Source organism: Stenotrophomonas sp. 109824_Sma (assembly GCF_056480025.1).
The window spans coordinates 3,818,667-3,844,005 of the sequence record NZ_CM151078.1; the positions used below are offsets into that span (position 1 = coordinate 3,818,667).

17 protein-coding genes and 1 pseudogene are annotated in these 25,339 nt (G+C 65.6%); 2 read left to right on the forward strand and 16 right to left on the reverse strand.

Annotation, left to right across the window (positions count from 1 at the left end; translation table 11 throughout):
• Positions 1–210 precede the first annotated feature (210 nt).
• Together ACZK1G_RS17940 and ACZK1G_RS17945 are read left to right on the forward strand one after the other, a co-directional pair.
• Positions 211–2,634, forward strand: a complete 2,424-nt coding sequence (locus tag ACZK1G_RS17940) for a penicillin-binding protein 1A (protein ID WP_101766010.1) — start codon at positions 211–213, stop codon at positions 2,632–2,634.
• Positions 2,635–2,889: 255 nt separating this feature from the next.
• Positions 2,890–3,534: a hypothetical protein gene (locus ACZK1G_RS17945; protein ID WP_012511978.1), complete on the forward strand. Its 645-nt coding sequence runs from the start codon at positions 2,890–2,892 to the stop codon at positions 3,532–3,534.
• Positions 3,535–3,878: 344 nt separating this feature from the next.
• Here the strand turns inward: ACZK1G_RS17945 and ACZK1G_RS17950 are convergent, their stop codons facing one another.
• The 16 genes and pseudogenes from ACZK1G_RS17950 to gmk form a co-directional block, all read right to left on the reverse strand.
• On the reverse strand, positions 3,879–4,622 hold the full coding sequence (locus tag ACZK1G_RS17950) for a hypothetical protein (protein ID WP_101766011.1): 744 nt from the start codon (positions 4,620–4,622) through the stop codon (positions 3,879–3,881).
• 69 nt (positions 4,623–4,691) lie between these two features.
• Complete coding sequence (locus tag ACZK1G_RS17955; protein WP_197622063.1) at positions 4,692–8,213, reverse strand: ESPR-type extended signal peptide-containing protein; 3,522 nt, start codon at positions 8,211–8,213, stop codon at positions 4,692–4,694.
• A gap of 58 nt (positions 8,214–8,271) precedes the next feature.
• On the reverse strand, positions 8,272–8,979 hold the full coding sequence (locus ACZK1G_RS17960) for a pilus assembly protein (protein WP_101766012.1): 708 nt from the start codon (positions 8,977–8,979) through the stop codon (positions 8,272–8,274).
• Positions 8,980–8,997: 18 nt separating this feature from the next.
• Complete coding sequence (locus ACZK1G_RS17965) at positions 8,998–10,131, reverse strand: CfaE/CblD family pilus tip adhesin (RefSeq protein ID WP_101766013.1); 1,134 nt, start codon at positions 10,129–10,131, stop codon at positions 8,998–9,000.
• Positions 10,128–12,862 (reverse strand): annotated as a pseudogene (locus ACZK1G_RS17970) (TcfC E-set like domain-containing protein). The gene ACZK1G_RS17965 and the pseudogene ACZK1G_RS17970 overlap by 4 nt, the downstream one beginning before the upstream one ends.
• A gap of 51 nt (positions 12,863–12,913) precedes the next feature.
• A complete protein-coding gene (locus tag ACZK1G_RS17975) occupies positions 12,914–13,423 on the reverse strand; it encodes a CS1 type fimbrial major subunit (RefSeq protein ID WP_101766015.1) in 510 nt (169 codons plus the stop codon).
• Positions 13,424–13,759: 336 nt separating this feature from the next.
• Positions 13,760–14,122: a NirD/YgiW/YdeI family stress tolerance protein gene (locus ACZK1G_RS17980; RefSeq protein WP_101766016.1), complete on the reverse strand. Its 363-nt coding sequence runs from the start codon at positions 14,120–14,122 to the stop codon at positions 13,760–13,762.
• Between the two features lie 342 nt (positions 14,123–14,464).
• Complete coding sequence (locus ACZK1G_RS17985; RefSeq protein ID WP_101766017.1) at positions 14,465–15,535, reverse strand: hypothetical protein; 1,071 nt, start codon at positions 15,533–15,535, stop codon at positions 14,465–14,467.
• Between the two features lie 255 nt (positions 15,536–15,790).
• On the reverse strand, positions 15,791–17,068 hold the full coding sequence (locus ACZK1G_RS17990) for a citrate synthase (protein WP_053461289.1): 1,278 nt from the start codon (positions 17,066–17,068) through the stop codon (positions 15,791–15,793).
• 296 nt (positions 17,069–17,364) lie between these two features.
• Entirely contained in the window at positions 17,365–17,607 is a 243-nt protein-coding gene (locus ACZK1G_RS17995) for a type B 50S ribosomal protein L31 (protein ID WP_010484049.1), read from the reverse strand.
• Between the two features lie 88 nt (positions 17,608–17,695).
• Positions 17,696–18,634 (reverse strand): nucleoside hydrolase, encoded by a 939-nt coding sequence (locus ACZK1G_RS18000; RefSeq protein WP_049442726.1) that lies wholly within the window; start codon positions 18,632–18,634, stop codon positions 17,696–17,698.
• Positions 18,635–19,097: 463 nt separating this feature from the next.
• Entirely contained in the window at positions 19,098–21,209 is a 2,112-nt protein-coding gene (recG, locus tag ACZK1G_RS18005) for an ATP-dependent DNA helicase RecG (protein WP_197622064.1), read from the reverse strand.
• 7 nt (positions 21,210–21,216) lie between these two features.
• Complete coding sequence (locus ACZK1G_RS18010) at positions 21,217–21,603, reverse strand: RidA family protein (protein ID WP_005410875.1); 387 nt, start codon at positions 21,601–21,603, stop codon at positions 21,217–21,219.
• A gap of 289 nt (positions 21,604–21,892) precedes the next feature.
• Positions 21,893–24,055 (reverse strand): RelA/SpoT family protein, encoded by a 2,163-nt coding sequence (locus tag ACZK1G_RS18015; protein ID WP_005418955.1) that lies wholly within the window; start codon positions 24,053–24,055, stop codon positions 21,893–21,895.
• A gap of 106 nt (positions 24,056–24,161) precedes the next feature.
• Positions 24,162–24,461, reverse strand: coding sequence for a DNA-directed RNA polymerase subunit omega (gene rpoZ, locus ACZK1G_RS18020; RefSeq protein WP_005410877.1), 300 nt, complete (start codon positions 24,459–24,461; stop codon positions 24,162–24,164).
• A 110-nt stretch (positions 24,462–24,571) separates the two neighbouring features.
• Entirely contained in the window at positions 24,572–25,237 is a 666-nt protein-coding gene (gmk, locus tag ACZK1G_RS18025; protein WP_014038334.1) for a guanylate kinase, read from the reverse strand.
• Between the last annotated feature and the right edge of the window lie 102 nt (positions 25,238–25,339).

Here is a 25,339-nt window from a genome sequence, read left to right on the forward strand (position 1 = left end):
CCTGCCGACGGGCACTTGGACGCAAGACCTGCGTCCGAGCATTAATAACGTATTCTTAGCAAATGGCAACGGCCCTGCTGTGAAATCCCTCACGGATTCACCATGCAGCCCCTGACTGTTCCCCTTGCGCTCCCCGGTGCCGACCCCAGCCGCCACCTTGCGTAATCTATACTCTGCGACCACGAAATTCGCAATCGGAATCTGAACCCGATGACTCGACTCCGCCGCTGGCTGCGCTGGATCTTCCTGATTGTCCTGGTCCTGGCGCTGATCGGCGCGGCCGCCGTGGGCGGTCTGTACTATGCCGTTTCCTCCAAGCTTCCCGACGTGCAGACCCTGCGCGACGTGGAAATGCAGGAGCCGATGTACGTCTATGCTGCCGACGGCAAGCTGATGGCGGTGTTCGGCGAGACCCGGCGTACCCCGATCACCATGAAGGACGTGCCGGAAAAGCTGAAGCAGGCCTTCCTGGCGACCGAGGACGCCCGCTTCTACGAGCACGGCGGCGTGGACTACATGGGCATCGGCCGTGCGGTCTGGCTGCTGGCCACCACCAACGACAAGCGCGTGCCGGGTGGTTCCACCATCACCCAGCAGGTCGCCCGCCAGTTCTTCCTCAGTTCCGAGTACAGCTACACCCGCAAGCTGGCCGAGATCCTGCTGGCGCGGAAGATCGAGTCCGAGCTGAGCAAGGACGAGATCTTCGAGCTGTACCTGAACAAGAGTTTCTTCGGCAACCGCGCCTACGGCGTGGCCGCTGCCGCCGAGTTCTATTACGGCAAGAAGCTGAACGAGCTGGACCTGGACGAGATGGCCTCGCTGGCCGGCATCCCCAAGTTCCCCTCGTCGGGCAACCCGATCTCCAACCCGGAACGTGCCCGCCAGCGCCGCGACAACTACGTGCTGCAGCGCATGGCCGACCTGAAGTTCGTCAGCCAGGCCGAGGCCGACGCGGCCAAGGCCGTGCCGATGCACGCCACCGCGCATGAGCCGCCGGTGCAGGTCGATGCGCCCTACGTGGCCGAGCTGGTCCGCCAGGAAATGATCGCCCGCTTCGGCGGCGACGTGGTCAACAAGGGTTATCACGTCACCACCACGATCGACTCCACCCTGCAGACCGCCGCGAACCAGTCGGTGCGCGACGGCCTCCTGCTGTACGACCACCGCCACGGCTGGCACGGCGTGGAGAAGCAGGTGCAGCTGGGTGCCGGTGACGACACCGCCGCCCTCGCCGAGCACCTGCGTGGCATGTTCGGCCAGGCCGGCCTGCTGCCGGCGATCGTCGCCAGCACCGGTGCCGACGGCAGCGCTACTGTGGTGCTGGCCAACCGTACCGAGATCGTGCTGCCGGCCGGTGCCGCCAAGTGGACCAACAAGACCCCGGGCAAGCTGGTGCAGCGCGGTGACATCGTGCGCGTGCGCGCCGGCGCCAAGGAAGGTGAGTGGCTGCTGGACCAGATTCCGCGTGGCCAGTCGGCACTGGTCTCGCTGGATGCCCACAACGGCGCGTTGAAGGCGCTGGTGGGTGGCTTCAGCTTCTCCGGCAACAAGTTCAACCGCGCCACCCAGGCCCGTCGCCAGCCGGGTTCGAGCTTCAAGCCGTTCGTGTACGCAGCCGCCTTCGACAAGGGCTACAACCCGGCCTCGATCGTGCTCGACGCCCCGGTCGTGTTCCGCGACCGCCGCGGCAAGACCTGGGCCCCGCAGAACGACGGCGGTGGTTTCCGCGGCCCGATGCGCCTGCGCGAAGCGCTGGTGCAGTCGCGCAACCTGGTCTCGGTGCGCCTGCTGGATGGCATGGGCGTGGACTACGCACGCAAGTACATCAGCGAGTTTGGCTTTGCCGAATCGGAGCTGCCGCCGAACCTGTCGATGTCGCTGGGCACCGCCTCGCTGACCCCGCTGTCGGTGGCGCGTGGCTACGCCGTGTTCGCCAACGGCGGCTCGCGCGTGGACACCTGGCTGATCGACCAGGTCAACGACCGCGACGGCAACCTGGTGTTCAAGGAAAACCCGGCGCTGGCCTGCCGCGACTGCGCCGGCAGCAGCGACCAGCCGGTCAACCAGGTGGTGGACGGCTTCAACTTCGGCGCTCCGGCCCCGAAGGTGGACCCGGCCGCCGCGGCCAAGGCCGAAGCCAAGACCGAAACCCCGGCCGCGCCGGTCAACCCGGATGCCCGCACTGCCCCGCGCGCGATCGACGCCCGTACCGCCTACCAGCTGGTGTCGATGATGCGCGACGTGGTCCAGCGCGGTACCGGCGTGCAGGCCAAGGTGCTCGGCCGTGAGGACGTGGGCGGCAAGACCGGCTCCACCAACGACCACCGCGACGCCTGGTTCTCCGGCTTCGGCGGGCCGTACGTGACCACCGTGTGGGTGGGCCGCGACGACTTCCGCTCGCTGGGTTACCGCGAATACGGTGGCAAGGCCGCCCTGCCGATCTGGATCGACTACATGCGCACCGCGCTGAAGGACACCCCGATCGCGCAGAACGACCCGCCCAGCGGCATGGTCCAGGCCACCCTCAACGGCGCGACCGAGTGGGTGAAGGTGGAAGACATGGATCGCCTGACCGACTACGACCTGAACCTCAATACGCCGCAGGCCGACGCCGCCGCGTTCGATATCTTCTGAGGAAGGGTGCGATGGGTGCCAACCGCGGGTTGGCACCGATGCATCCACGCCTTTGTAGAGCCGAGCCCATGCTCGGCTGCTTTACCGCACGCCCCTGAGCCGAGCATGGGCTCGGCTCTACAGGATCAACGGCACGGTCTTGCCGGGTAGCGCCGGGCCATGCCCGGCGAGCGCAGCGGCATCTCCGCGCCATACCCACGCAGATGTCACATCCGTGCGCTAGTCTGTAGCCAGGTCGCAACAGGGAGTCATCGCATGCATCGCGCCCGTCAGCATGCTGCCAGCCAGACCCGCGAGCGGCGCCACCGCCTCGCCCACGAAGCCGCCCGCCTGATGGCCGAAGGCGGCATCCGCGACTACCACCAGGCCAAGTTGAAGGCCGCCAGCCGGCTCGGCATCCACGATGATGCCTCCCTGCCCCGCAATACCGAGATCGAGGACGCCCTGCGCGAGTACCAGCGGCTGTTCTCCGGGCCCCAGCACGGCAACGAACTGCAGCGCCGGCGCGAAGCCGCCATGCGTGCTCTGGAGTTCCTGCACGGCTTCGCCCCGCGCCTGGCCGGTCCCGTACTGGACGGCACCGCCGACGCCAACAGCCCCGTGCAGCTGCACCTGCACAGCGACGACCCGGAGGCCGTGCACCGCTTCCTGGACGAACACGGCATTCCCGCCGAATCGCGGACGCGCCGCCTGCGCATGGACCGCGAACGCTGCCTGGACGTGCCGGTGTGGGTGTTCAGTGCCGAAGAGCTGACCTTCGACCTGGCCGTGCTGCCGTATGACGCCCTGCGCCAGGCGCCGCTGTCACCGGTGGATGAGAAGCCGATGCGGCGCGCGTCCGTGGCGCAGCTGCGGCAGGTGCTGGCCGAGGCGGAGATCACCGCGTACATCGGCGGATGACGGTAGCTCCGGTCTTTTGGTGGGTGCGGACCGTTGGTCCGCGCTCGCCTTTGGTAGGTGCGGACCGTTGGTCCGCACGGTGCTTCAGGCGTCCGGATACCTGGCCGCAGAGCAGTCGAGCGCAAATCATGCCCTGGGCCCAGCGGCAGGTTCCGCGCGCATGGCGATGCGTTCATCAGGAGTGCGCCCACAGATCCTTCGGCGCGGCTCGACTCTACAGAGAGCATGGCCTCTCCTTTGGTAGGTGCGGACCGTTGGTCCGCACGGCGCTTCAGGCGTCCGGATACCTGACCGAAGAGCAGTCGAGCATCGCTCGACTCTACAGGTACACGCGCTTGCGCTGCCTACCGGAGCTCATGGGGCTCCTTTGCATCGCCAGTCAGCAAGCGTGCCAGCCACGGCGCACCCGCGCGCCGTGGGTACTCCACCATCATCCGGGCGTGCATGTCCTGCAGATCAGCCAACAGCCAGGTCTGGTTGTAGACGTCGCCGAACGTGTCGGACCAGGCCGTCTGTATCCGCGCGCGCTCCCCCCCGTTGAGGTTGGGCATCCTGTCCAGCGGTACCTCCAGCACCGGCGCCAGCGCCTCGTTGATGGCCGTGTTTTCCGTCTGTGCTGCGCGGAGCAGTGACAGCCGATGCTTCAGCTGCCAGCACGGGTACGGGAAGCAGCTTCCCGTGGCCTCGATGTACGCCGCCATGTCGGCCAGCATATGGGCTTTCAGCTGCCACACCATCCCACTGTCCAGCAGCTCCCGTACCCGCATCGTGCGCAGCGTACCGGCCCGGACTTCTTCCGGCGTGGTGAACGGCTCGCCGGGTGTGGTGCCGCCATGCTGCACCAGCACGATGCGATGGATCGCCTCGCCGGTGATGTTCTCCACGCGCAGCGCTGCCACCTCCGGGTGCACGCGCGGCGGCGGGACGCTCACCACCCGCCAGTGGTACCAGAGCACCAGCACCATGCCGGTCAGGCACAGCAGGGTGAACAGCACCCAGCTGTCAAGATTGCGGGTGTAGTAGAAGTACCGCGCCCGCCACAGATAGAACGTGCGGTAGCTGATGAATCTGCTTACCCAACCATACATTGCCATCTCCTCGGCAAGGACCCCGGCGCGACGGGGTGGATTACGCGCGTCACGCCAGGGCTCCATGGCTTACCAGCCGATGCCCACACCCACGCCCATGCTGCGCTCACCGCTGTTGGTGAACGCCCCATTGAGGCTGAAGGTGGCTGAGCCCTTCTCGTTGAGCACACGCTGGTAGCCCACCGCCATGGCCGACTCACCCTCGCTGTAGCCCACGCCCGCACCGAGGCGGTTGTAGGTGGCCAGGCCGGCAGTGTTCATCGCCATCGCCGTCTGTGCACTGCTCATCGCCGCCATGCGGTTGAAGCGCTTGTCCATCTTGTCCAGGCGGCGCTCGAAGTTGCTGATCGCTCCATCGGTGTACTCGTTGGCGCGAGCCAGCATCTTCTCCAGCTCGGCGGTGTCCACCTGCGGCTTGGGTGAGTCGTCCTTGTTGGCCTTCGGCTGCGGTGTGGGCTTGTCACCCTCGCCTACCGAGGCGACCTGCTGGGAGTCCTTGCCTTCCGGTACCACAGGGGTGTCTTCGGCCTGTGGCTTCGGTACCGAGGACGACGCCAGTGCACGCGGCGGCGGGGCATCGTCGATGCGCTGCTCCAGCCCATCCATGCGGCCGTTGAGCTGCTGCTGCATCGAATGCAGCTGGCCACCGTTGACCGCATCACGGCTTCCTGGCGCCACTCGGCCGTCGGCAAGATTGGTCAGCACCATGCCGTTCACGCCATTCAGCGCGATCTGGCTCATGCCGTCGGCACGGGCCGAGGGTGAATCCTGGAAGATCGAGCTGAGCTGACTTTCTACCTTGTCTGCACGGCGGCCGGCGGTGATGACGGCGCCATCGAGTGCCATCAGCGCATCTTCGACAGTGTTCTGCGTTCCGCCCTGCACCGCGTAGGTCGGGGCGATGATGCTTCCGTTGCCGTCCAGACCGGCACCGCCGCCAAGGGTGGCGAGGGAATCCTTGAGCTGGGAGACAGTGGTGGCATTGTGGTCGGCGGTGCCTCGAGCAACGTTCACTAGGCGGCGATAAGCAGTTGCACTTCCAAATGATGCAACTCCAGCCTCATTGGCTTGCGAGCCTTCACCAATCGCCAGTGAGCCATCTGCCCCTTTCCCAACCTTGGCTCCAGCGCCAATCGCAACCCCTCCCCTCGCACCACCTTCCGCAATGCCAACCTCGGCCCCAACCCCGAGGGCGAAGCCATTTTCGGAACCTTCATGCACGGTTGAAGCACGCCCAACTGCCACCGAATTCCTGCCCAGTGACTTCGCGTGCGTTCCCACTGCGGTCCCACCTTCGCTCCCCGTTTTAGCCGAATTACCTAAGGCAACGCCAACTGGCCCGGCATCAGCACGTTCGCTGGAGGGGGCCACACCAATACTCACAAATTGACTTACGCCCTCCAGAGCCAATACTCGCGAATTGGTTGAGTACAGCTGCTTCCCAGACACAGCTTGATTGCTGCTTGCGTTCAACAATCCATCCGCCACACCACTAATCTTCCTATTGGCATTGACGCTGTTGCGCACATCCAACGTCGTACCGCTGTTCTTCTCACCCAGACGCACGCTGCCAGACGCAGACACCTGCGCCACCAGCCCGCCCAGCACTGCTGTCTCGGCCAGCGCCTTGGCTGCATCCGTCTTCGCCGCGGCAGCTTCCGCTCCCGCAGACTTGGCAATGCCCTCCACCATCGCCACCTTGTCATTGGTGGCATTGAGCTGCCTACCATTGACGGCCTCATAGCTGCTGGCGCTGACCACTCCATCAGCCACGCCAGTCAGCTTCCGATTCACGCTTGCGCTGTTGCGCACATCCAGAACGGTGCCGCTGTTCTTCTCACCGATCCGGACATTACCGCTGGCACTGCCCTGGCTGAGCAGCCCGTTGAGTGTTCCCACCTGGGTCAGAGCGGTGTTCGCAGTAGTCTTGGCTGCGCTGGCGTCACTCAGTGCGGTGCTGACGTTGCTGTTGGTGGCATTGAGCTGCCGGCCCGTCACCGCATCGGTGCTGGTGCTGGACAACGCAGCATCGACAACACCGGTGATCTTGCGGCTCGCATTGGCGCTGTTCCGCACGTCCAGTACGGTGCCGCTGTTTTTCTCGCCCAGCCGGACATTGCCCGAGGCAGAGGTCTGGCTCAGAAGCCCGGAGAGAGTGTTGGCTTTGGTCAGCGCACTGTCTGCATTGGTCTTCGCGGTGTCAGCAACGGATCGGGCGGTCGTGACATTGCTGTTGGTAGCATTGAGCTGCTTGCCAGATACGGCCTCAGTGCTTGTGGCACTGAGCACGGCATCTGCCACGCCCGTAATCTTGCGGCTGGCGTTTGCATTGTTGCGGACGTCCAGTACGGTGCCGCTATTGCTTGCACCCACACGGACGTTGCCCGAGGCGGACGCCTGACTCAGCAGCCCAGTGAGCGTGTTGGCTTTCGACAACGCACTATCCGCGTTGACCTTCGCGGAGTCAGCGACGGATCGTGCGGCCGTGAGGTTGCTGTTGGTGGCGTTGAGCTGCTTGCCCGAAACGGCCTCAGTGCTTGTGGCGCTGAGCGTGGCATCAGCCACGCCGGTGATCTTGCGGTTGGCGTTAGCGCTGTTGCGGACGTCCAGAACGGCACCGCTGTTGCCGCCGCCCAGGCGGACATTCCCAGACACAGATGTTTGGCTCAGCAATCCACCCAGCGTGTTCGCCTTGCTCAGCGCGCTATCGGCATTGGTCCTGGCCGAATTGGCCGTAGTCTGGGCCGTACTTGCGGTTGAGTAGGCCGAATTCGCAGTATTCCTCACCGAGCTAACGGCTTGATTGGTTTCGTATAGCTGCCCACCGGTTACCGCATCAGAGCTTCCATATGAAGTATTGCCTGCGGCGACATTCACGATCTTTCGCTTTGTAGTGCTGTTCCCCACCGAGACGGTATAGCTACTATCGGCAACAGAATTGGCACCGATAGCAATCGAATTGGACGAACTAGCGTAGGAGCCGCTGCCAATCGCCACTGAATTGGTTTGCATGGCGAGTGCGTTGTTACCCAGCGCAGTAGCGCCGATCCCGCTCGTCTGGGCCCGAGCACCAATCGCTGTACTGTAGCCATTGCCTATCACGGCATTGTAGCCAACCGCAGTATTGTATTCACCGCTGGTACTTATCGCGCTTCCGTAACCCACGGAGTAGTTCCCTCGTAGCGAAGAGCGAGAACCAAGGACCAGCATGTGGTTTCCACTTATAGTCGAATCGCGATAGTTGGTATCGGAAACAATGGCGAGCTGAAGGTATTGTGAGGACATCTGTGCTGAAAGCGGCGAGACGGACATAGTGCCGAGCGCGCTAGAGAAAGGAACGGCTACGCTGACGATATCCTTGGCTTCCGTGTTACGGAGGCCTAGTGATTTCGCGTATTCCCGCTCTTCCACCTGTTCCTGCACCTCACTGGCAGCAACGCCCGCTGGCACCAGACCAATCACCGACAGCACAATCAACCCATGCGCGGTGGCTCGACCACTCGCCCGTTTTCCGCGCGCAGAACTCAGTTCACTACCAACCACCCAGCATTGCTTGGCGTGATTCCAGATACGACGATAGATGTGATTCATTTTTTTCCTTAACAGGACAAGGGAAATGAAGCCCCGCGCTTGCGCGGGGCGATGAAGGTCAGGCGCTTGGCGCCAGGGTCGTTACGTGATCGCGATAGCTGTCGTTCGACAGTCGGTACTGCAGCTGCAGAGTGCTTCCCGGCTGGAGCTGGAACGGCAAGGTCAGCGCAGCGTCGGGGTAGAGACTTCTGGACAGCTCAAGTGGCGTGCACACGCCACCGGCGCTGCACTCAGCAGCACCGGTGATGCCCACACGCAGCGTCCCGGTGTTCCGCAGGATGTTGCCCTGCAGTTGCAGATCCACGCTGCCCTTGGCGGGCACTACGTTCACCAGCGCGCCCCAGACCAAGCTGACACCGACGTTGGCCTGCGCCGCCTGCTCATCGCCTTCCAGAATGGTGCCGTCGGGGCCCTTCACCCCTTCGAAGTAGATGCGGTAGGCCGCCTCTTTCTCCACCGTCTGCAGCGGAATCACCCGGATCAGGCGATTGCCTCCACCGCTGAGTGCGAACTTGCCAGGCGTGATGGCAATCGCAGCATCGGCGGCCTCCACTTCAATCTCTTCTTCACCCACCTGTGCCGGGTTGCTGATGCGCAGCAGGCGTGCCTGCACATACTGCGGCTGGGTGGATTGCGAGTACACGCGGATCTTCGTACCGTGCTTGGCGTCCACCGCTGCACGCATCGGATGAATGGACAGATTGGCTTGTGCCGGCGGGGCCAGCAGTGCGCTCAACGGCAACAGGCAGAACAACAGCTTCTTCATGATGAGCCTCGGTGGGGATCAGGGTTTGGCGGTCGGCACGCGCAGCTCTACCGTCAGCTCGCCCTCGTAGAGACCGGGGCGCTGGCTGGCGATGGGCGTGGGCGGTGTTTCCAGCGTCAGTGGCGTGGGCACGCAGTACACCGGTTGGCTGATGCCGGGCAGCAGCACCATGCGCAGCTGTGCGCTGTCGATGCCGCGCAGCAGCTGTTCCTCACCGTGCTTCATGGCCAGCAGGTTGCCGCCGTAGTTCAGGCCGACCTGGTAGTCGAGGCGCTGGGTATCGTCGCTGCCGCCGTCCTGATTCCAGACCGCGAAGTCCCGCCCAGGCGGTGGGCGTGGCCCGCTGTCGCGCACGGTGACGCCGAGGAACTCGCTCTGCGAACCCACGCCGTCGTACAGGCACATGTCCACGTCCTTGCGCCCGGCGACGACCTTGCGGATGGGGTCGTAGCGCAGGTCCATATTGACCAGGGGTGCAACGCCGTCGAAACCGGGGAAGTAAATCGAAATGGCGTCGTAGTCGGTGACGGTGAAGTCGAAGTTGAAGACGGCGGTGGCTGCCGGAGCTGCGGCTGGGTCGGCTTTGATGTTCAGGCGCATCGTTGCCTTCCAGTGGCCTGCAACGAGTCTGGAAAGCTCGGTTGCTGGGAGCTCCAGATGCACCCCTGTGCCAACTGGCTGACCCGAACTGCATATGTACCAAAAGGACGCATTCAACTGCCTTCTGAGTGTGTCCCAGTAGTCGACAGCGCAAATCCAATCCGACATGACTCTCTGCAAATATCCCTGAGCCCGAAGTTCACTGCGCAGGCCAGTCCTCTGCTCCACGAACAGCAGATCGACATTGCTACTACCAAGCGACACTCCCGGCTCACCATCGACAGGGCACTTCCCAAACTCACTATCAGAAGCAGACCCACAAACCACATGGATCTGCCCATACTTCATCGCCAGGTCGTGACTGAATCCCAACACCGTCCGCGGCGCCCAAAGCTCCACATCACCCGGCATCGCCGAGCGATCCCAGGTCATCACGATGTCCCGGCTCTGATCCACCGGATGCGTCTCCGGCGGCCACTGCGCCCACGCCCTCGGCGCCAGCACGACCAGCGCACACACCAGCATCAACACCAACAACACACGCCGGTTCATGGCGTTCCTCCTGCAGCAGCGGTCTGGGGCGTGGCGGCAATCAACGCGCGCGTTCCTGCAGCAGGCGGGTCACGCGGGCCTGCTGGCGGATCTCCGCCGGCAGCTGGGCCACGGCCAGCGGCTCGCAATGCACCGCGCCGACCAGCAGCACCACCTGGCGGCGCTCGCGCACCTGCAGCGGGCAATGCAGCAGGCGGTCGTCCTGCAGCAGGTACAGCGTTGATTCGCGACGCGGGAAATCGGCGACGAAGCCGCCGTTGGCGCTGGTGCCGGGCACCGGCGCATTGAGAATGCGGGCGCCACCCAGCGGCGCTCCGGCAAGATCCTTGGCGTTGCCGATGAAGGTGTAGGTCACCTCGATCGGCACCGGCATGCGCATCAGCCGCCCAGGACTGAGGAACATCGGCCGTGCGCCACCCACGCCGGTCACGCGGATGGCGGCGATGCTGTCCAGCGTGCTGGCGTCCTGTACTTCGGCGCGGTGCGACTGATACGACGACAGCGGCAGCAACCGGCGCTCACCAATCTGCAGGCGTTGCCTGCGCAAGCCGCCCACCTGCAGTTCGGCCGCCACGCCACGCAGGTCGACGTCGTCGGTGTCGGCCACCTGCACGGCCAGGCCGGCGTCGGCGCCGTTGCTGCCGCTCCAATAGAAACCGCGCTTGCCCAGTGCGAAGCCGGAGCTGTGCATGCCGCTGTAGGCGGTCTCGCTGCGGCCACGCTGCTGGTAGTGCGCCAGCGTGGCGCCACTCTGGCCGAGGCTGTTCTGAAGCTGGCCGCTGAGCGTGGCGCTGTAGCGGTCACTGTTGTTGGCGCGCAGTTCGGCCGACAGCTCGCGGTACTGCGCATCCACGTCCTGGCGCAGGCTGTGGCCGACGCTGTAGTTGATGTCCGGGCGCTGGTGCTGCGGCTGGCGCACGTCCACGCTGTAGCGGCGCTGGCCGCTGCCGGCGGTGCCGCGCGGCAGGCGGGTCAGACTCAGGTTGAAGTAGATGCCACGATCGCGCTGGTCACTGCCGCGCAGGCTGTCGCTGGCGCGCTGCTGCCACACGCCCACGCGGGTGGAGACACTGAAATCCTGCCAGCGATGGCTGCGGCTGAAGCTGGCCTGCCAGGTACGACTGAGCTGCGGCTCGCGGCGCGGTTGCCATGGCGGCCGCGGTGGCAGCAGCGGGTCCAGCCCCGCCAGCGGATCGTCTTCTGCGCCCGGCAGGATGCGTCCTGCGCGCCAGGTCTGGCGCCGCGTGTAGCCCACATAGGCACTGCCACCAGCCAGCGGCAGCGCCATCGAAGCGCTGAGCGAGTTGGTGCAGCCCAGCTGGTCGCGGGCGTCGGCCTCGAACTGGCAGGCCTTGCCGCGCATGCGCTGCTGGTAGATGTTCCAGGACGCGGTGCGGCGGTACGACAGCTGGTGCTGCTGGCCGGTGCTGCCATCGTTGCCGCGCATGCCGCCGAAACTGGCGCGCAGTTCCTGGGTGGCGTACACGCGGCGCAGGTCCACGCGCAGCTCGCCGTAGCGGAAGCCGCCGAGGTCGGCGGCGCCGGCCACCATCGCCACGTCGCGGCCCAGCGGCACGCGCATGCCGGCCACGGCCACGCGTTCGCCATCGAAGCGGTCACTGCGGCGCTCGTTGCGCTTGCCGCCCTGCACGAACCATTGCCACTGGCTGTTGGTCCAGTCCCCGCCCTTGTCGAATGGCGCATCTTCGCTGCGCACCAGCACGCCGTCTTCGTAGATGCGCAGGGTGATGGTGTAGTTGCCGAACGGGAAGTTACGGGTGTCGATCTGGTTGATGCCGGCCTGCAGGTAGGAGGTCTGCAGCAGCCGCGTGCCGTCGTAGGCATCCACGCGTGCATCGCGCGCCAGCAGCACGGTCAGCGGCGTGGCCTGCACGGCGGCGTCGGAATCGACATAGGCCTGTGTGGTGCCCACGCGCAGGCCCTGCAGGCGGTCCAGCGGCAGCATGCTGAAACTGAAAGTGCCGCCCTGCGGGCTGGACAGGTTGCGGCGGTCCATGCGCCCGGCCTGCAGGTAGTGCGCCTGCCCCAGGTCATGGCGGTAATAGACGTTGTCGAACTGGAACGCGCTGTCACTGCCGCGGCTGCGATAGCGCTGCTGGTTGAAGTTCCATTCGGCGGAAACATGCCCGCGATCGAACAGGCCCAGCACGCCGGTGCCACGCGCGGACAGCGTCTGGTAGTCGCGGCTGCCACTCACATTGATCACCTGCTGGTGCAGGAACGCGTTTTCGGCGTTGGCGCTGACGGTGTGGAAGCGCTCGGCGGCCGGCTTGCCGGGAATCCACTGGCGGGCAACGAACAGGCGCACTGCGCCCTCGCCTTCGTCGTACAGCGCGCGCACGGCGGCGGGGTCTTCCGGCGGATCGAGATAGCCGCAGCCGGCGGTGGCGCCACCGAAGCGGCAGGCCAGATGGCTGTTGCGCGGCATGGGCTGCGACAACGCGGGCAGCAGTGCGGCCTGCGCCTCGGCCGGGAGGTCGAGCGACTGCAGCACGCTTGCTGGATCTTCCAGCTGCACGTGGTCCAGGGTCACGCGCACCGGCGACAGCCCGGCCGAGCGGCCGAACAGCTGGATATCGAGTTGCTCGGTCTGGCCTTCGACCAGATCCTCGAAGCCGGGCGGGACGCCGCGCGCGGCCACCAGCGGCGTTGCCAGCGCCAGGGCGAGCGCGACCGCCAGCCGGGTGACGGCGGGGGCGTGTGATGTCATGGGGGTACCGCGGGTAAGGCAGCCGGCCCGGCGTACGGGCCGGCGCGGGAATTACGGCGTGGTGGCCTTCTGGTTCAACACGATGTTGACGACGCCGGTATACGCACCCTTGGTGGCGATCGGGGCCGGGGTGGTCTGTGAGATGACCAGCGGCATCGAGATCGACGCACCCGGGGTGGAGCCGGCACCGGTGAACAGATCGGCTGCAGCGTACTCAATCGGGGTGAGGCCCAGATCGCGACCGTTGAGGCTGACCGTCATCGGCACGGTGACCTTGCCGTCACCATTGGCGAGCACGAATGCGCCGCCGATCTTGGCTTCGATATCGGCGTCCTGATCGTTGGTATGGATGCGAACGCGCTGAGTGTCCGGAATCAGGCCGCGCATCGGGTCATGAGTCAGAGTGATCAGATCGGGCAGCGCGCTGCCATCATCACGCAGCAGGGCCAGGGTCGGGTCGACGTCGGCGTAGACGGAGATCTTGGTTTCCACGGCGTGCGCGGACAGCGAAGCCGTGGCCAGCGCTGCAGCGAGCGCGGCCTTCTTGATAGTGGCGTGCATGGGTTGTCTCTCTCGGACAAGGGGGAATATGAAAGCTCCCCTCCCCAAGGAGAAAAGGGAGGGAAGCGCCGCCCGCGGGGATGGGTGCGGGCGACGGAGAGAATGTTAGAAATCCCTTGCTGTGCAGGCCATTCAAGCTTTCCTAAAACATTGAACGTTAAGGAGAATCCTTGAAGGCGTTCAATGTTTGAGGGTTATGCAATTTCCCTCATCCGGTAAATGCAAAAAACCTCATTGCTTTGCTTTTGTAGAGTCGAGCCGTGCTCGACTGCGGTTCGCGCTGCATGCGTGAGTCGAGCATGGCTCGACTCTACATGTCGCAATTGCGAGCGATCCTCAACCGGCGGGCGCCACGGTGACGTGATCAACATCAATGTCGGTCGGCTTGAACCGATGCGTGTCGACCTTGCCACGCAGCTCGACCACGGTATCGGCACCGATGGCCTGCGGCGGCAGGTCTTCGTCGTCGATCTCCACTTCGATCTGGCCACTGGCGTCGCGGAACTGGTAACGCTCGTGGCCAAGCTTGGCAACCAGGGTGCCTCGCAGCACCACCGGGTGGTCGTCGCGCTGGGCGCGCGCATCGGCGACGGTACTTGCAGCGCTTCCTGCACCTGGACCGGTGTACTGCGCGAAGGCCTGTGGGCTCAGCAGGGCCAACGGTGTGGCAATGAGGGCAATGGCAAGCAGTCGGTTCATGGGTGTTCTCCATGGCTGGGTAGGTACCCTCAGGTTCTATCGCCCCGGATGTGACGCCTATGCAATAGATCCGAAAAGATGTGAAAGCGACACTCAGTGTCAGAATTCGTTCAGATCCTGAAGCAAGGTTTTGTAGATTCGAGCCTGTGCTCGGCTGCTGTCCGCGCTGCACGCGGGAGTCGAGCACCGCTCGACTCTACAAATAGCCATCCACGCATGCGTGGACCTCGCATTGGCGCGCGATCAGAAGAAGATCGCGTACAGGATCAGCAGCGGAATCGGCACGCCCAACAACCAGAGCAGAATCATTTTCACGGCAGGTCTCCTTGCATGGAACGGGGGTTACAGGTCGCGACGGCGGCCGCCCCAGGTGGCGCTGAGGCTGGCGAAGAACGCGCCGATCAGCAGGGTGATGAACAGCCACAGCGCGGCATACGCTGCTGCCTTGCGGGCGTCGTCGGCCGCTTGCTTTGCGGTGTTCTTGGCTTTTTCCAGTGCAGCACGCATGCGCGTCTGCACCTCGGTCACGCGCGCCTGCGCTTCGGCCTGACTCATGCCGGTCTCGCGCGCGATCAGCTGGGACAGGTACTGGGTGTCGGCCGGGTCCAGGCCGTCCCCCTGCAGACTGTTGACGATGATGCGATTCACCTCGGCACGCACTTCACGGCGGTCAGCCACCGGGCCATTGCCCGGCATCGGACGCGGCGGTGCGGCCATGCGCGCGTCGCGCGGGTCGACGCTTGCGACCGGCGGTGGCGGGGCGGCATTCGGATCCATCGGCGCACCCGGCGGAGGCGGCGTTGCAGGATCAGACGGCCCTGCGCTGGTGGCGCTGCGGAACAGCGAGTCCACCCAGTAGTTGAGGTCGCCTTCCGGCGCAGCCGCCGCAACGCTACCGGCGCCCGCTGCGGCAACGCCGGCGGTGGATACTGCAGCACCAGCCGTGGCACCTGCCACCTTCGCGCCCGTGCCCAGCACCCCACCGATGGCCGACGTGAGCAGACCGGCGGTGAGCAGCGTGGCCACCGCCCACGACACGAAGCCATGCGCGGTATCGCGGAAGTAGGTTTCATCGCCGTGGATCTGCGTCCACTTGGTACGCAGGCGACCGGCCAGATAGCCCCCCAGACCCGAAGCCGCCAGCGCGGTGAAGGTGAGCCAGATGATGCTGGACCAACCGAAGGTTTCCTTGCTGACGCCTTCGAACGACCACGGCGACACTGAGGAGAGCCCCAGGCCCACGCCGAGAATCAGCAGGATGAGGGAGAGTGCAGCGGCGGCGGCGGCACCGGCAAAGATCGCGCCCCAGGACACGGCGCTTTCGCTGGGAGGGGCGACGACAGGGGCGGTGACAACAGTGGCGACGTCTGGGCCGAGCGGGCCGCGCTCGGGTGGGTCGAATCGGGTACTCATGGGACGGACGCTCCGGATCAGATGCTGCGGATGCAGCTAGCGTCCTGAGGCTGCGCGAGCGCTTGTGAAGCTGGCGAGACCCTTGAATCACGCGGTCTTGCCGCGGTGAAGAGCGTGCCAACCAAGGTTGGCACCTACCGATGGTTTTTCGCGAGTGTCGAAAGCGTGCCAACCAAGGTTGGCAGCCAACAGAGCCGAAGCAAAAAAAAACGCCCCGCGGATGCGGGGCGTTCTCGGCACAACCTACGCGGGCGATCAGCCCTGGTAGTCGCGCACGTCGCTGCCGGTGTAGACCTGGCGCGGACGGCCGATCTTCATTTCCGGGTCAACCTGCTGTTCCAGCCAATGCGAGACCCAGCCGGAGGTACGGCCCAGGGCGAACATGACGGTGAACATTTCGGTCGGGATCTGCAGCGCCTTGTAGATGATGCCGCTGTAGAAATCGACGTTCGGGTACAGCTTGCGGGCGACGAAGTACTCGTCCTGCAGCGCGGCCTGTTCCAGCTTCACGGCCACGTCCAGCAGCGGATCCTGCACGCCCAGCTGCTTGAGCACCTTGCTGGTCATCTCGCCGATGACCTTGGCGCGCGGATCGAAGTTCTTGTAGACGCGGTGGCCGAAGCCCATCAGGCGGAAGCCGGAGGTCTTGTCCTTGGCCTTGACCACGGCGGACTCGACGTTGTCGGCGGTGCCGATCTCTTCCAGCATCTTCAGCACGGCTTCGTTGGCACCGCCGTGGGCCGGACCCCACAGCGCGGTGACGCCGGCGGCGACCGACGCGTACGGGTTGGCACCGGTCGAACCGACCAGGCGCACGGTCGAGGTCGAGGCGTTCTGCTCGTGGTCGGCGTGCAGGATGAACAGCAGGTCCAGCGCCTTGACCACGTCCGGGTTCAGATCGTACTGGCCGTCAGCCGACTCGAAGGTCTGCTTCAGGAAGCGGCTGACGTAGTCCAGCGAGGTGTCCGGCTTGTTGGCCGGCAGGCCCTTGCCGTGGCGGTAGATCAGCGCCGACAGGGTCGGCACCTTGGCGATCAGGCGCACGGCGGCCTGGCGGCGCTGTTCGGCGTCGGACAGGTCCAGCGAGTCGTGGTAGATGGCCGACAGCTGCGCGATCGCGGCTGCCAGGATGGCCATCGGGTGGGCATCCTTGGCGAAGCTGCCGATCAGCGTGTTGATCGAATCATCGACGTTGGCTTCGGCGGTCAGCTCATCGGTGAAGGCCTTCAGCTGCTCGGCGCTCGGGCGCTCGCCGTTGATCAGCAGGTAGGCCACTTCGACGTAGCTCGACTTTTCCGACAACTGTTCGATCGGGTAGCCGCGGTACAGCAGCACGCCCTTGTCGCCGTCGATGTAAGTGATGGCGGACTTGCAGCTGGCCGTCGCGGTGAAGCCGGAATCGTAGGTGAAGAACCCCGTTTCCTTGGTCAGCTTCGCGATGTCGACGCAGTCGTTGCCAAGGGTGGGTTTGATGACGGGCAGAACGACGGACTTATCGCCGGCGTTGAGCGTGACCTGATCAAGATCGGACACTGTGTGCGCTCCTTCATGGGAAGGCGCCTGCCCAAGCGCATTGGTCAGGCACGTGAATGACGTCCTCGGCCTGTGCCGGGGATCACGCCATTATCGCACAGCAGCATTTGCCCGGCGCTAGACAGAAGTCGTAGACGGCAGGCGGCCAGAACCCGGCCAGCAAGCGGCCCGGATCGGCAAAAGCGTTGTCACACGAACGCAGTGTTCCGTCCATCCAAACGCCCGTTGGGTAGGCGTTGGGGAAAAACAAACGGCCGCGCAGAGCGCGGCCGTCGGTTCGAAGCTGGATCGACAGATCAGCGCGCGTAGCGCTTCTGGAACTTGTCGATACGGCCCGAGGTGTCGATGACCTTGTGCTTGCCCGTGTAGAACGGGTGCGAAGCAGAGGAAATTTCAACCTTCACCAGCGGGTAGTCGTTGCCGTCTTCCCACTTGATGGTTTCCTTCGTCGCCATGGTCGAGCGGGTCAGGATCTTGAAATCGGAGGTGACGTCATGAAAGACGACGTCGCGGTAGTTCGGATGGATATCGGCCTTCATGGGCTCACACCGTAAATGGGCTGGTGGTCAAGAGCGGCATTATAAGCACCGGTTGCCGCCGGGGGCAACCGGTGCCGGTCAATCGGCTTCAGTCCGCGCCCAGGGCCTGGCGCACCAGGGCCTCGAAACGCTGCTGGTCGTAGGCCATCAGCAGATCGCAGTTGTCCGGCTGGCCGGTCTGGCGGTTCCAGTCGACGATGGTGGCGCCGCGGCTGAACGTGCCGTTCAGCTCCACGTTCAGCGGCCGCGATTCGACCTGCAGCTGCCCTTCCGGGTTCAGCGCCCAGGCCATGGCGACCGCATCGGCGGTGTACCAGCGGCCGCCCTTGCTGTCTTCGGACAGGCCACGGGTCTTGCGCGAGATCAGCTCGTAGAAGCGGGCGCGATCGGAGTCGGCCTGCAGCCACTTCTCGGCTTCTTCCAGCGGCAGGCCGTGGGCGACGGTGGCCTCCCAGTCCGACACCAGCAGGTGCTTGAACGAGGTAAACACCACATGCGCCGCTTCCGGATCGAAGGCGATGTTGAATTCGGCCGCCGGGGTGATGTTGCCGTGGCAGGTGACCGCCCCGCCCATCACCACGATGCGCTTGATGCGCTGGGGCAGGGTCGGGTCCAGCTTCAATGCCAGCGCCAGGTTGGTCAGCGGGCCAAGCATCACCAGCATCAGTTCGCCGGCATGCTCGTGCGACAGGCGCAGGATGGCCAGCGCAGCGTGCTCGGCCTCAGCCTGGCGGCTCGGCGGCGGCAGGTCCACGTCGCCGTAACCATCACGGCCGTGCACATGGGCAGCGTCGACGGAGGGATGCAGCAGCGGATCCGGGCTTCCGGCAAACACCGGCACGTCGGCGCGGCCGACGATGTCGCAGAGCTTGAGGGCGTTGCGGACGGTGTACTGCAGGCCGACATTGCCGGCGGCGATGGTCAGGGCGACCACGTCATGCCGTTCATCGGCAAAGGCCATCAGCAGGGCCAGGGCGTCGTCCACACCGGGGTCGGTGTCGATCAACAGGGGGATCTTGTGGGTCATCGTTGCCGTCTTCAGATCGGCAACGAAGTGTGGACCGGGATGATGACCGTTGCAAGTACGGGTGTGGGGGTTCTGGCAGGGCTGCGCCCTGCACCCGCCGAGGCAGGAGCAACGGCAAGAGCAAAAGCTGGCTATCCGTGGGATGGCGGGGTGGGCCCGATGGCGGGGGACGGCGTGAATACGTCCATGTAGCCTCGGTCGCGCCATCCATGGCGCTCACGCCCCCGCCACCGGACCCACCCCGCCTTCGACAATTTCCCGCGGCCTGTCGGAACGGCGTTCTGCTCTGGTAGGTGTCGACCTTGGTCGACACATCCACGGATTGATCGAATCGGCTCTCTGTAGAGTCGAGCCATGCTCGACTCACGCGCGCAGCGTGCAGTAGATCCACGCCATGCGTGGATGAGCGTCCCGGGGATGGGGTCGGAGCCCTTTGCTGTGCAAAGGGCTCTGACCCCGCCGCTTACGCCGAGGCGTAGCGCACGGCGGTGCCGATCCAGCGCTGCACCACGCGGTCGGCCAGCGCGGGCTGCTGGTCCAGCAGGCGCTCGGCCAGGTCATGCACGCCAGGCAGCAGGCCGGCGTCGCGCGCGAGATCAGCAATGCGGAAACCGGCCAGGCCGGTCTGGCGGGTGCCCAGCAGTTCACCCGGGCCACGCAGCTCCAGATCCTTCTCGGCGATGACGAAACCATCGTTGGTTTCGCGCATGGTCTGCAGGCGCTCGCGCGCCATCTGCGAGAGCGGTGCCTGGTACAGCAGCACGCAGCGCGACACGGCCGAACCACGGCCCACGCGGCCACGCAGCTGGTGCAGCTGCGCCAGGCCGAGGCGTTCGGCGTTCTCGATCACCATCAGCGAGGCATTCGGTACGTCCACGCCCACTTCAATCACGGTGGTCGCCACCAGCAGGTCGATCTCACCGGCCTTGAACGCCACCATCGTCGCCAGCTTCTCGGCGGCCTTCAGGCGGCCATGCACCAGCCCGACGCGCACGCCCGGCAGCAGCGCCTGCAGCGACTCGTAGGTGGCCTGTGCCGGGGTGGCGTCGAGCTCTTCGCTTTCCTCGATGAGCGTGCACACCCAGTACACCTGCCGCCCTTCCTGGCAGGCCAGCGCGATGCGCTCGATCAGTTCGGGACGGCGGTCGTTGTTGAGTGCCACGGTCTGCACCGGGGTGCGACCTGGCGGCAGTTCGTCGATGGCCGAGACATCCAGGTCGGCGTACTCGGACATCGCCAGCGTGCGCGGAATCGGCGTGGCGGTCATCACCAGCTGGTGCGGCACGCTGTTGCCGCCCGCGCCCTTGTCGCGCAGCGCCAAGCGCTGGTGCACGCCGAAGCGGTGCTGTTCGTCGACGATGGCCAGGGCCAGATCCTGGAACACCACCGCCTCCTGCATCAGCGCGTGGGTACCGACCACCACCTGCGCTTCGCCGTTGGCGACCTGTTCCATCACCTTGGCGCGCGCCTTGCCGGTGACCTTGCCGGCCAGCCAGGCGATACGCACGCCGAGCGGTTCCAGCCAGCCGCGCAGATTGTTGAGATGCTGCTCGGCCAGCAGTTCGGTGGGGGCGGCCAATGCGACCTGCTTGCCCTGCTCCACCGCCAGCATCGCGGCCAGTGCGGCCACCACGGTCTTGCCGGAGCCGACATCGCCCTGCACCAGCCGCAGCATCGGGCTGGGGCGCGCGAGGTCTTCACGGATCTGCTTGAACACGCGCGCCTGTGCGCCGGTCAGGGCGAACGGCAGCTGCTTCAGCAGCGCCCTGGCCAGCTTGCCGGGGCCGGCCAGCGGCGGCGCATGGTGCGCCTGCAAGGCAATGCGCTGGCGACGCAGGCTGAGGTGATGGGCCAGCAGTTCTTCCATCGCCAGGCGACGCTGCGCCGGGTGGGTACCTGCTGCCAAGGCGGCCAGATCGGCATCCGGCGGTGGCCGGTGCACGGTCAGCAGCGCGCTGCGCAGCGACGGCAGGCCGAGGCCATCCAGCCAGCCGCTGGGCAGCAGTTCCAGCGTGCTTTCCTCGGGCAGGCGATCCAGGGCCTGGCCGATCAGCTTGCGCATCGTCATCAGGCCCACGCCTTCGACGGTGGGATACACCGGGTCGAGGCGGTCGCCGAGTTCGGGATCGTCGTTGCGGCCCAGCACCTGGTAGCTGGGATGGACGATTTCCAGGCCGAGATGGCCGGGTTTGGGGGTGCCGAAGCAGCGCAGCCGGTTGCCGACCGCGAACTGGCCGACCTGCTGCTGGCGGAAATGGAAGAAGCGCAGCACCAGGGTGCCCTGCCCTTCGTCTTCCATCGCCACTTTCAGCATCGGCCGGTAGCGCATGCCGCGCTCGACCGCGACCACCCGCCCTTCCACCTGCGCCGGCACGCCGTTGCGCAGGTCTTCGATGCGGGTCAGCCGGGTCCGGTCTTCATAGCGCAGCGGCAGATGAAGCCAGAGATCCTGCAGGGTGGCCAGGCCACGCGCCTGCAGTTTGGCGGCCACGGCCGGGCCCACGCCCGCAAGCATCGCCAGGGATGCTTCGCCGGACGGTGACAGGACCGGGGTGACCGCCGCCTTGCGTGCCACGTGGCGGTCAGTCGATGACCATCACCGCGTCGACCTCGAAGTTGGCGCCCTTCGGCAGGCCGGAGACTTCGATGGTGGAACGGGCCGGGTACGGGGCCTGGAAGTAGTCCTGCATGACCGCGTTGACCTTGGCGAACTCGCCCAGGTCGGTCAGGTACAGGCCCAGGCGCACGACCTTGTCCAGCGAGCCGCCGGCGGCTTCGGCCACGGCCTTGAGGTTGTCGAAGGCGCGACGGGCCTGCGCTTCGACGTCGCCGGCGCCGACGATGTCGCCGGTGGCCGGGTCGAGCGGGATCTGGCCGGAGAAGTACACGGTGTTGCCGGCGCGCACGGCCTGCGAGTACGGGCCGATGGCGGCGGGTGCCTTTTCGGTGTTGATGATCTGGCGGGACATGGGTCGCTCCGGTGCTTGGGGGAAAACAGAGCGGTGATTGTACCGGGTGGGGGCGGTATCGGCTGGGGTCGGATCCGTTTCCCGGCGGGAAACGGCTCTGCCCCCGCACGGTGATGGTAGTGCCGGCCGTTGGCCGGCAACTCCATGAACGTTTGCCGACATCGCGAGGTTGCCGGCCAGCGGCCGGCACTACCGGGAACATCCACGCATGGCGTGGATCTACTGCGATGCAACCGGTAACGACGGGCCATTCCCGGCGAGCACGCAATCATCCACGCATGGCGTGGATCTACTGGCGGCGTACCGACTGCACGACCGACAGGCGGCGCAGGCGGCGCATCACTTCGGCCAGGTGGTTGCGGTCGCGGACCTGGATGTTGAACGCCAGCACGGCGGCGTTGAAGTCGCGGTCCAGGTAGTCCACGCGCTCGATGTTGGAGTGGCTTTGCGCGATGGCGGCGGCCAGCTGCGCCAGCACGCCGGTGCCGTTCTCCACTTCCACCACCAGCGAGGTGTCGTAGTCGCCGGAGACGGTGGTGTCCCAACCGATCGGCACCCAGCGCTCGGGCGACTTGCGCAGTTCGGCCAGGTTCGGGCAGTCCATGCGGTGCACCACGATGCCCTTGCCGGCGGTGTGGTAGCCCATGATCTCGTCGCCCGGAATAGGCTGGCAGCAGCCGGCGAAGGTCACCACGCCGCGCTCGCTGCCGTTGATCAGGATCTTTTCCTGCGAATGGTGGCGCGAGTGCGGGCCGCCACGCAGTTCGGCGTAGGCCATCAGCGCCTGCGCGGCCTGGGTCGGCATCCAGTTGCCCAGTGCGACCTCGGCCAGCAGCGCCTCCAGGCGCGGGAAGCGGTGTTCGGCCAGGAACGCATCCAGGCGCCCCTTCGGCAGCCGCTCCAGCGACGAATCCATCGCTTCCAGCGCACGGTCGAGCATGCGGTGGCCCAGCTGCACGGCGTCTTCATGCTCCAGCTGCTTGAGCTGGTGGCGGATGGCGGTGCGTGCCTTGCTGGTGACCACGAATTCCAGCCACTGCGGTTTCGGCGTGGCCGAGCGCGCGGTGATGATCTCCACCGACTGGCCCGACACCAGCTTGGTGCGCAGCGGCACCAGTTTCTTGTCCACGCGCGAAGCCACCGCCATGTTGCCGACGTCGGTGTGCACGGCGTAGGCGAAGTCCAGCGCGGTGGAGTTGCGCGGCAGGGCGAGGATCTTGCCCTTCGGGGTGAACAGGTAGACCTCGTCCGGGAACAGGTCGACCTTGACGTTGTCGAGGAACTCAAGCGAGGAACCGGCGGCGCGCTGCGAGTCGATCAGCTCGACGATCCAGGCGTGGGCGCGGCTCTGTGCACTGTTGGGCGAATCGCCACCGAACTTGTAGGTCCAGTGCGCGGCCACGCCGCGTTCGGCGATCAGGTCCATTTCCTCGGTACGGATCTGCACTTCGATCGGCGAGCCATACGGCCCGAACAGCACGGTGTGCAGCGACTGGTAGCCGTTGGCCTTGGGAATGGCGATGAAATCGCGGAAGCGCCCATCCAGCGGCTTGAAGGTGGCGTGCACCGAACCCAGCGCGTGGTAGCAGCTGGGCACGCTGCGCACGACCAGGCGGAAGCCGAACACGTCCATCACCTGGTCGAAGGATTTGTTCTCGTCGCGCATCTTGTTGTAGATGCTCCACGGGGTCTTGATGCGGCTGATCAGCCGATGCTCGATCCCCTCCTTGGCCAGGCGCTGCGACAGCTGCACCTCCACCTGCGCCATCGCTTCGCGGCGCACCACCGGCTGGCTGCGGATGTGTTTTTCGATGATGGCGTGGCGCCACGGGTACAGCGCCTTGAATCCCAGATTCTGCAGCTCGCTCTTGACCAGGCTCATGCCCAGGCGCTGGGCGATGGGCGCGTATATCTCCAGCGTTTCGCGGGCGATGCGGCCGCGTGCTTCGCGGCTCTGCGCGCCCAGCGTGCGCATGTTGTGCAGGCGATCGGCCAGCTTGATCATGATCACGCGCAGGTCGCGCGACATCGCCAGCAGCATCTTGCGGAAGCTCTCGGCGGCAGCCTCCTGGCGATCGCGGAACTTCAGCTTGTCCAGCTTGGTGACGCCGTCGACCAGTTCGGCCACGGCTTCGCCGAACTCGGCGGCCAGCGCCTCACGGGTCAGCGGGGTGTCTTCGATGGTGTCGTGCAGGATCGCGGCGATCAGCGCTTCCACGTCCAGGCCGAGCTCGGCCAGCACCTGGGCCACGGCCACCGGATGGGTGATATAGGGCTCGCCCGACTTGCGCGTCTGCCCAGCGTGCGCGGAGGCTCCGACTTCCCAGGCACGGCGCAACAGCGGCAGCTGTTCCGGCGGCAGGTAATGGGCGGCGCGTTCAAGCTGGAGGACGTAGTCGGGTACGGCGGCAGTGGGGGCTGCGGCGACCTTGGCAGTGGGGCCTGGGTTCATGCCCGCAGCCTATTCCAGCGCGACGTTTACGGCAAATCCTGAATGCGAAACAGCCCGCACGGGGCGGGCTGTTCGGCACATCCAACGATTACGTTGATCGATGCGATCAATCGTCGTTCTTGGACATGTCTTCGTCGGCGACCACTTCCGCGGCGGCCCACTCCAGCGCTTCGCGCTCGGCGCGCTCACGCTCGGCCTTCTCGACTTCGTCGATCAGCGCGTTGTCGATCTTGCGGGCGGCGATTTCGCGCAGCGCCAGCACGGTCGGCTTGTCCTCGGTCTCGCTGTTGTCCAGCGTGGCCTGCACGCCGTTGGCGAGCTGGCGGGCACGCTTGGAAGCCATCATGACCAGTTCGAAACGGTTGTTAACGACTTCCAGGCAATCTTCTACGGTGATGCGGGCCATACGGGCTCCCGGCGACCGGTCGGCCGCTCAGTCGAATGAGGGAAAGGGGACGGAGTGTACTGGCAGGGGCTGGACAAAATCAAGCCAACCCCTACCCGATTCTTTTGGAATCAGTCAGTTGCGCCCGGATCGGGGGTCAGCAGGGCCTGGATCAGGCCGGCGTGGCGGACCTTCTGGGCCTCCCGGCGCAGGCGGCTGGCGGTGAAGATGGCGCACAGCTCGTCCACCGCGGTGTCGAACACCTCGTTGACGATGACGTAGTCGAACTCGTTGAAGTGCAGCATCTCATCGCGGGCCGCGCCCAGGCGCTGGGCGATGACCGCCTCGCTGTCCTGGCCGCGCTTGCGCATGCGGTCCTGCAGGGCCTGCTTGGACGGCGGCAGGATGAACACGGTGACCGTGCCCGGCACCAGCTGGCGCACCTGCTGCGCGCCCTGCCAGTCGATCTCCAGCAGCACGTCCTGGCCGGCGGCCAGCTGCGGTTCCACCGACTGGCGGGCGGTGCCCTTCCAGTCGCCGTGCACCCAGGCATGCTCGAAGAAGTCGCCAGCGGCGATCATTTCCTCGAACTTTTCCGCAGAGACGAAATGGTAGTGCTGGCCGTTCACCTCACCCGGGCGCATCGCGCGCGAGGTGAAGGAGATCGACAGGGCGATCTGCGGGTCACGCGCCAGGGTGGCATTGACGATGCTGCTCTTGCCGGCACCGGACGGGGCGGCGACGATGTACAGCGTGCCGCGCGCAACGGCGTCCGACGGCTTCGACGGGGCGCTCATGCGGGGGATCCAACGGGTTGATTTCGCAAGATTTTTCCTCGATGTTCCAGATCCGGCGCGGAGGATCGCGCCAGGACGGCGGGGGCTGCGCGGAACATCCTG

Coding starts and splice junctions, on each gene's coding strand:
- ACZK1G_RS18015 (WP_005418955.1), bottom strand. CDS start 24,055: ATGAACCCAGGCCCCACTGCCAAGGTCGCCGCAGCCCCCACTGCCGCC.
- ACZK1G_RS17955 (WP_197622063.1), bottom strand. CDS start 8,213: ATGAATCACATCTATCGTCGTATCTGGAATCACGCCAAGCAATGCTGG.
- ACZK1G_RS17945 (WP_012511978.1), top strand. CDS start 2,890: ATGCATCGCGCCCGTCAGCATGCTGCCAGCCAGACCCGCGAGCGGCGC.
- gmk (WP_014038334.1), bottom strand. CDS start 25,237: ATGAGCGCCCCGTCGAAGCCGTCGGACGCCGTTGCGCGCGGCACGCTG.
- ACZK1G_RS17960 (WP_101766012.1), bottom strand. CDS start 8,979: ATGAAGAAGCTGTTGTTCTGCCTGTTGCCGTTGAGCGCACTGCTGGCC.
- ACZK1G_RS17940 (WP_101766010.1), top strand. CDS start 211: ATGACTCGACTCCGCCGCTGGCTGCGCTGGATCTTCCTGATTGTCCTG.
- ACZK1G_RS17985 (WP_101766017.1), bottom strand. CDS start 15,535: ATGAGTACCCGATTCGACCCACCCGAGCGCGGCCCGCTCGGCCCAGAC.
- ACZK1G_RS18010 (WP_005410875.1), bottom strand. CDS start 21,603: ATGTCCCGCCAGATCATCAACACCGAAAAGGCACCCGCCGCCATCGGC.
- ACZK1G_RS17950 (WP_101766011.1), bottom strand. CDS start 4,622: ATGTATGGTTGGGTAAGCAGATTCATCAGCTACCGCACGTTCTATCTG.
- ACZK1G_RS17975 (WP_101766015.1), bottom strand. CDS start 13,423: ATGCACGCCACTATCAAGAAGGCCGCGCTCGCTGCAGCGCTGGCCACG.
- ACZK1G_RS17995 (WP_010484049.1), bottom strand. CDS start 17,607: ATGAAGGCCGATATCCATCCGAACTACCGCGACGTCGTCTTTCATGAC.
- ACZK1G_RS18000 (WP_049442726.1), bottom strand. CDS start 18,634: ATGACCCACAAGATCCCCCTGTTGATCGACACCGACCCCGGTGTGGAC.
- ACZK1G_RS17965 (WP_101766013.1), bottom strand. CDS start 10,131: ATGAACCGGCGTGTGTTGTTGGTGTTGATGCTGGTGTGTGCGCTGGTC.
- ACZK1G_RS17980 (WP_101766016.1), bottom strand. CDS start 14,122: ATGAACCGACTGCTTGCCATTGCCCTCATTGCCACACCGTTGGCCCTG.
- rpoZ (WP_005410877.1), bottom strand. CDS start 24,461: ATGGCCCGCATCACCGTAGAAGATTGCCTGGAAGTCGTTAACAACCGT.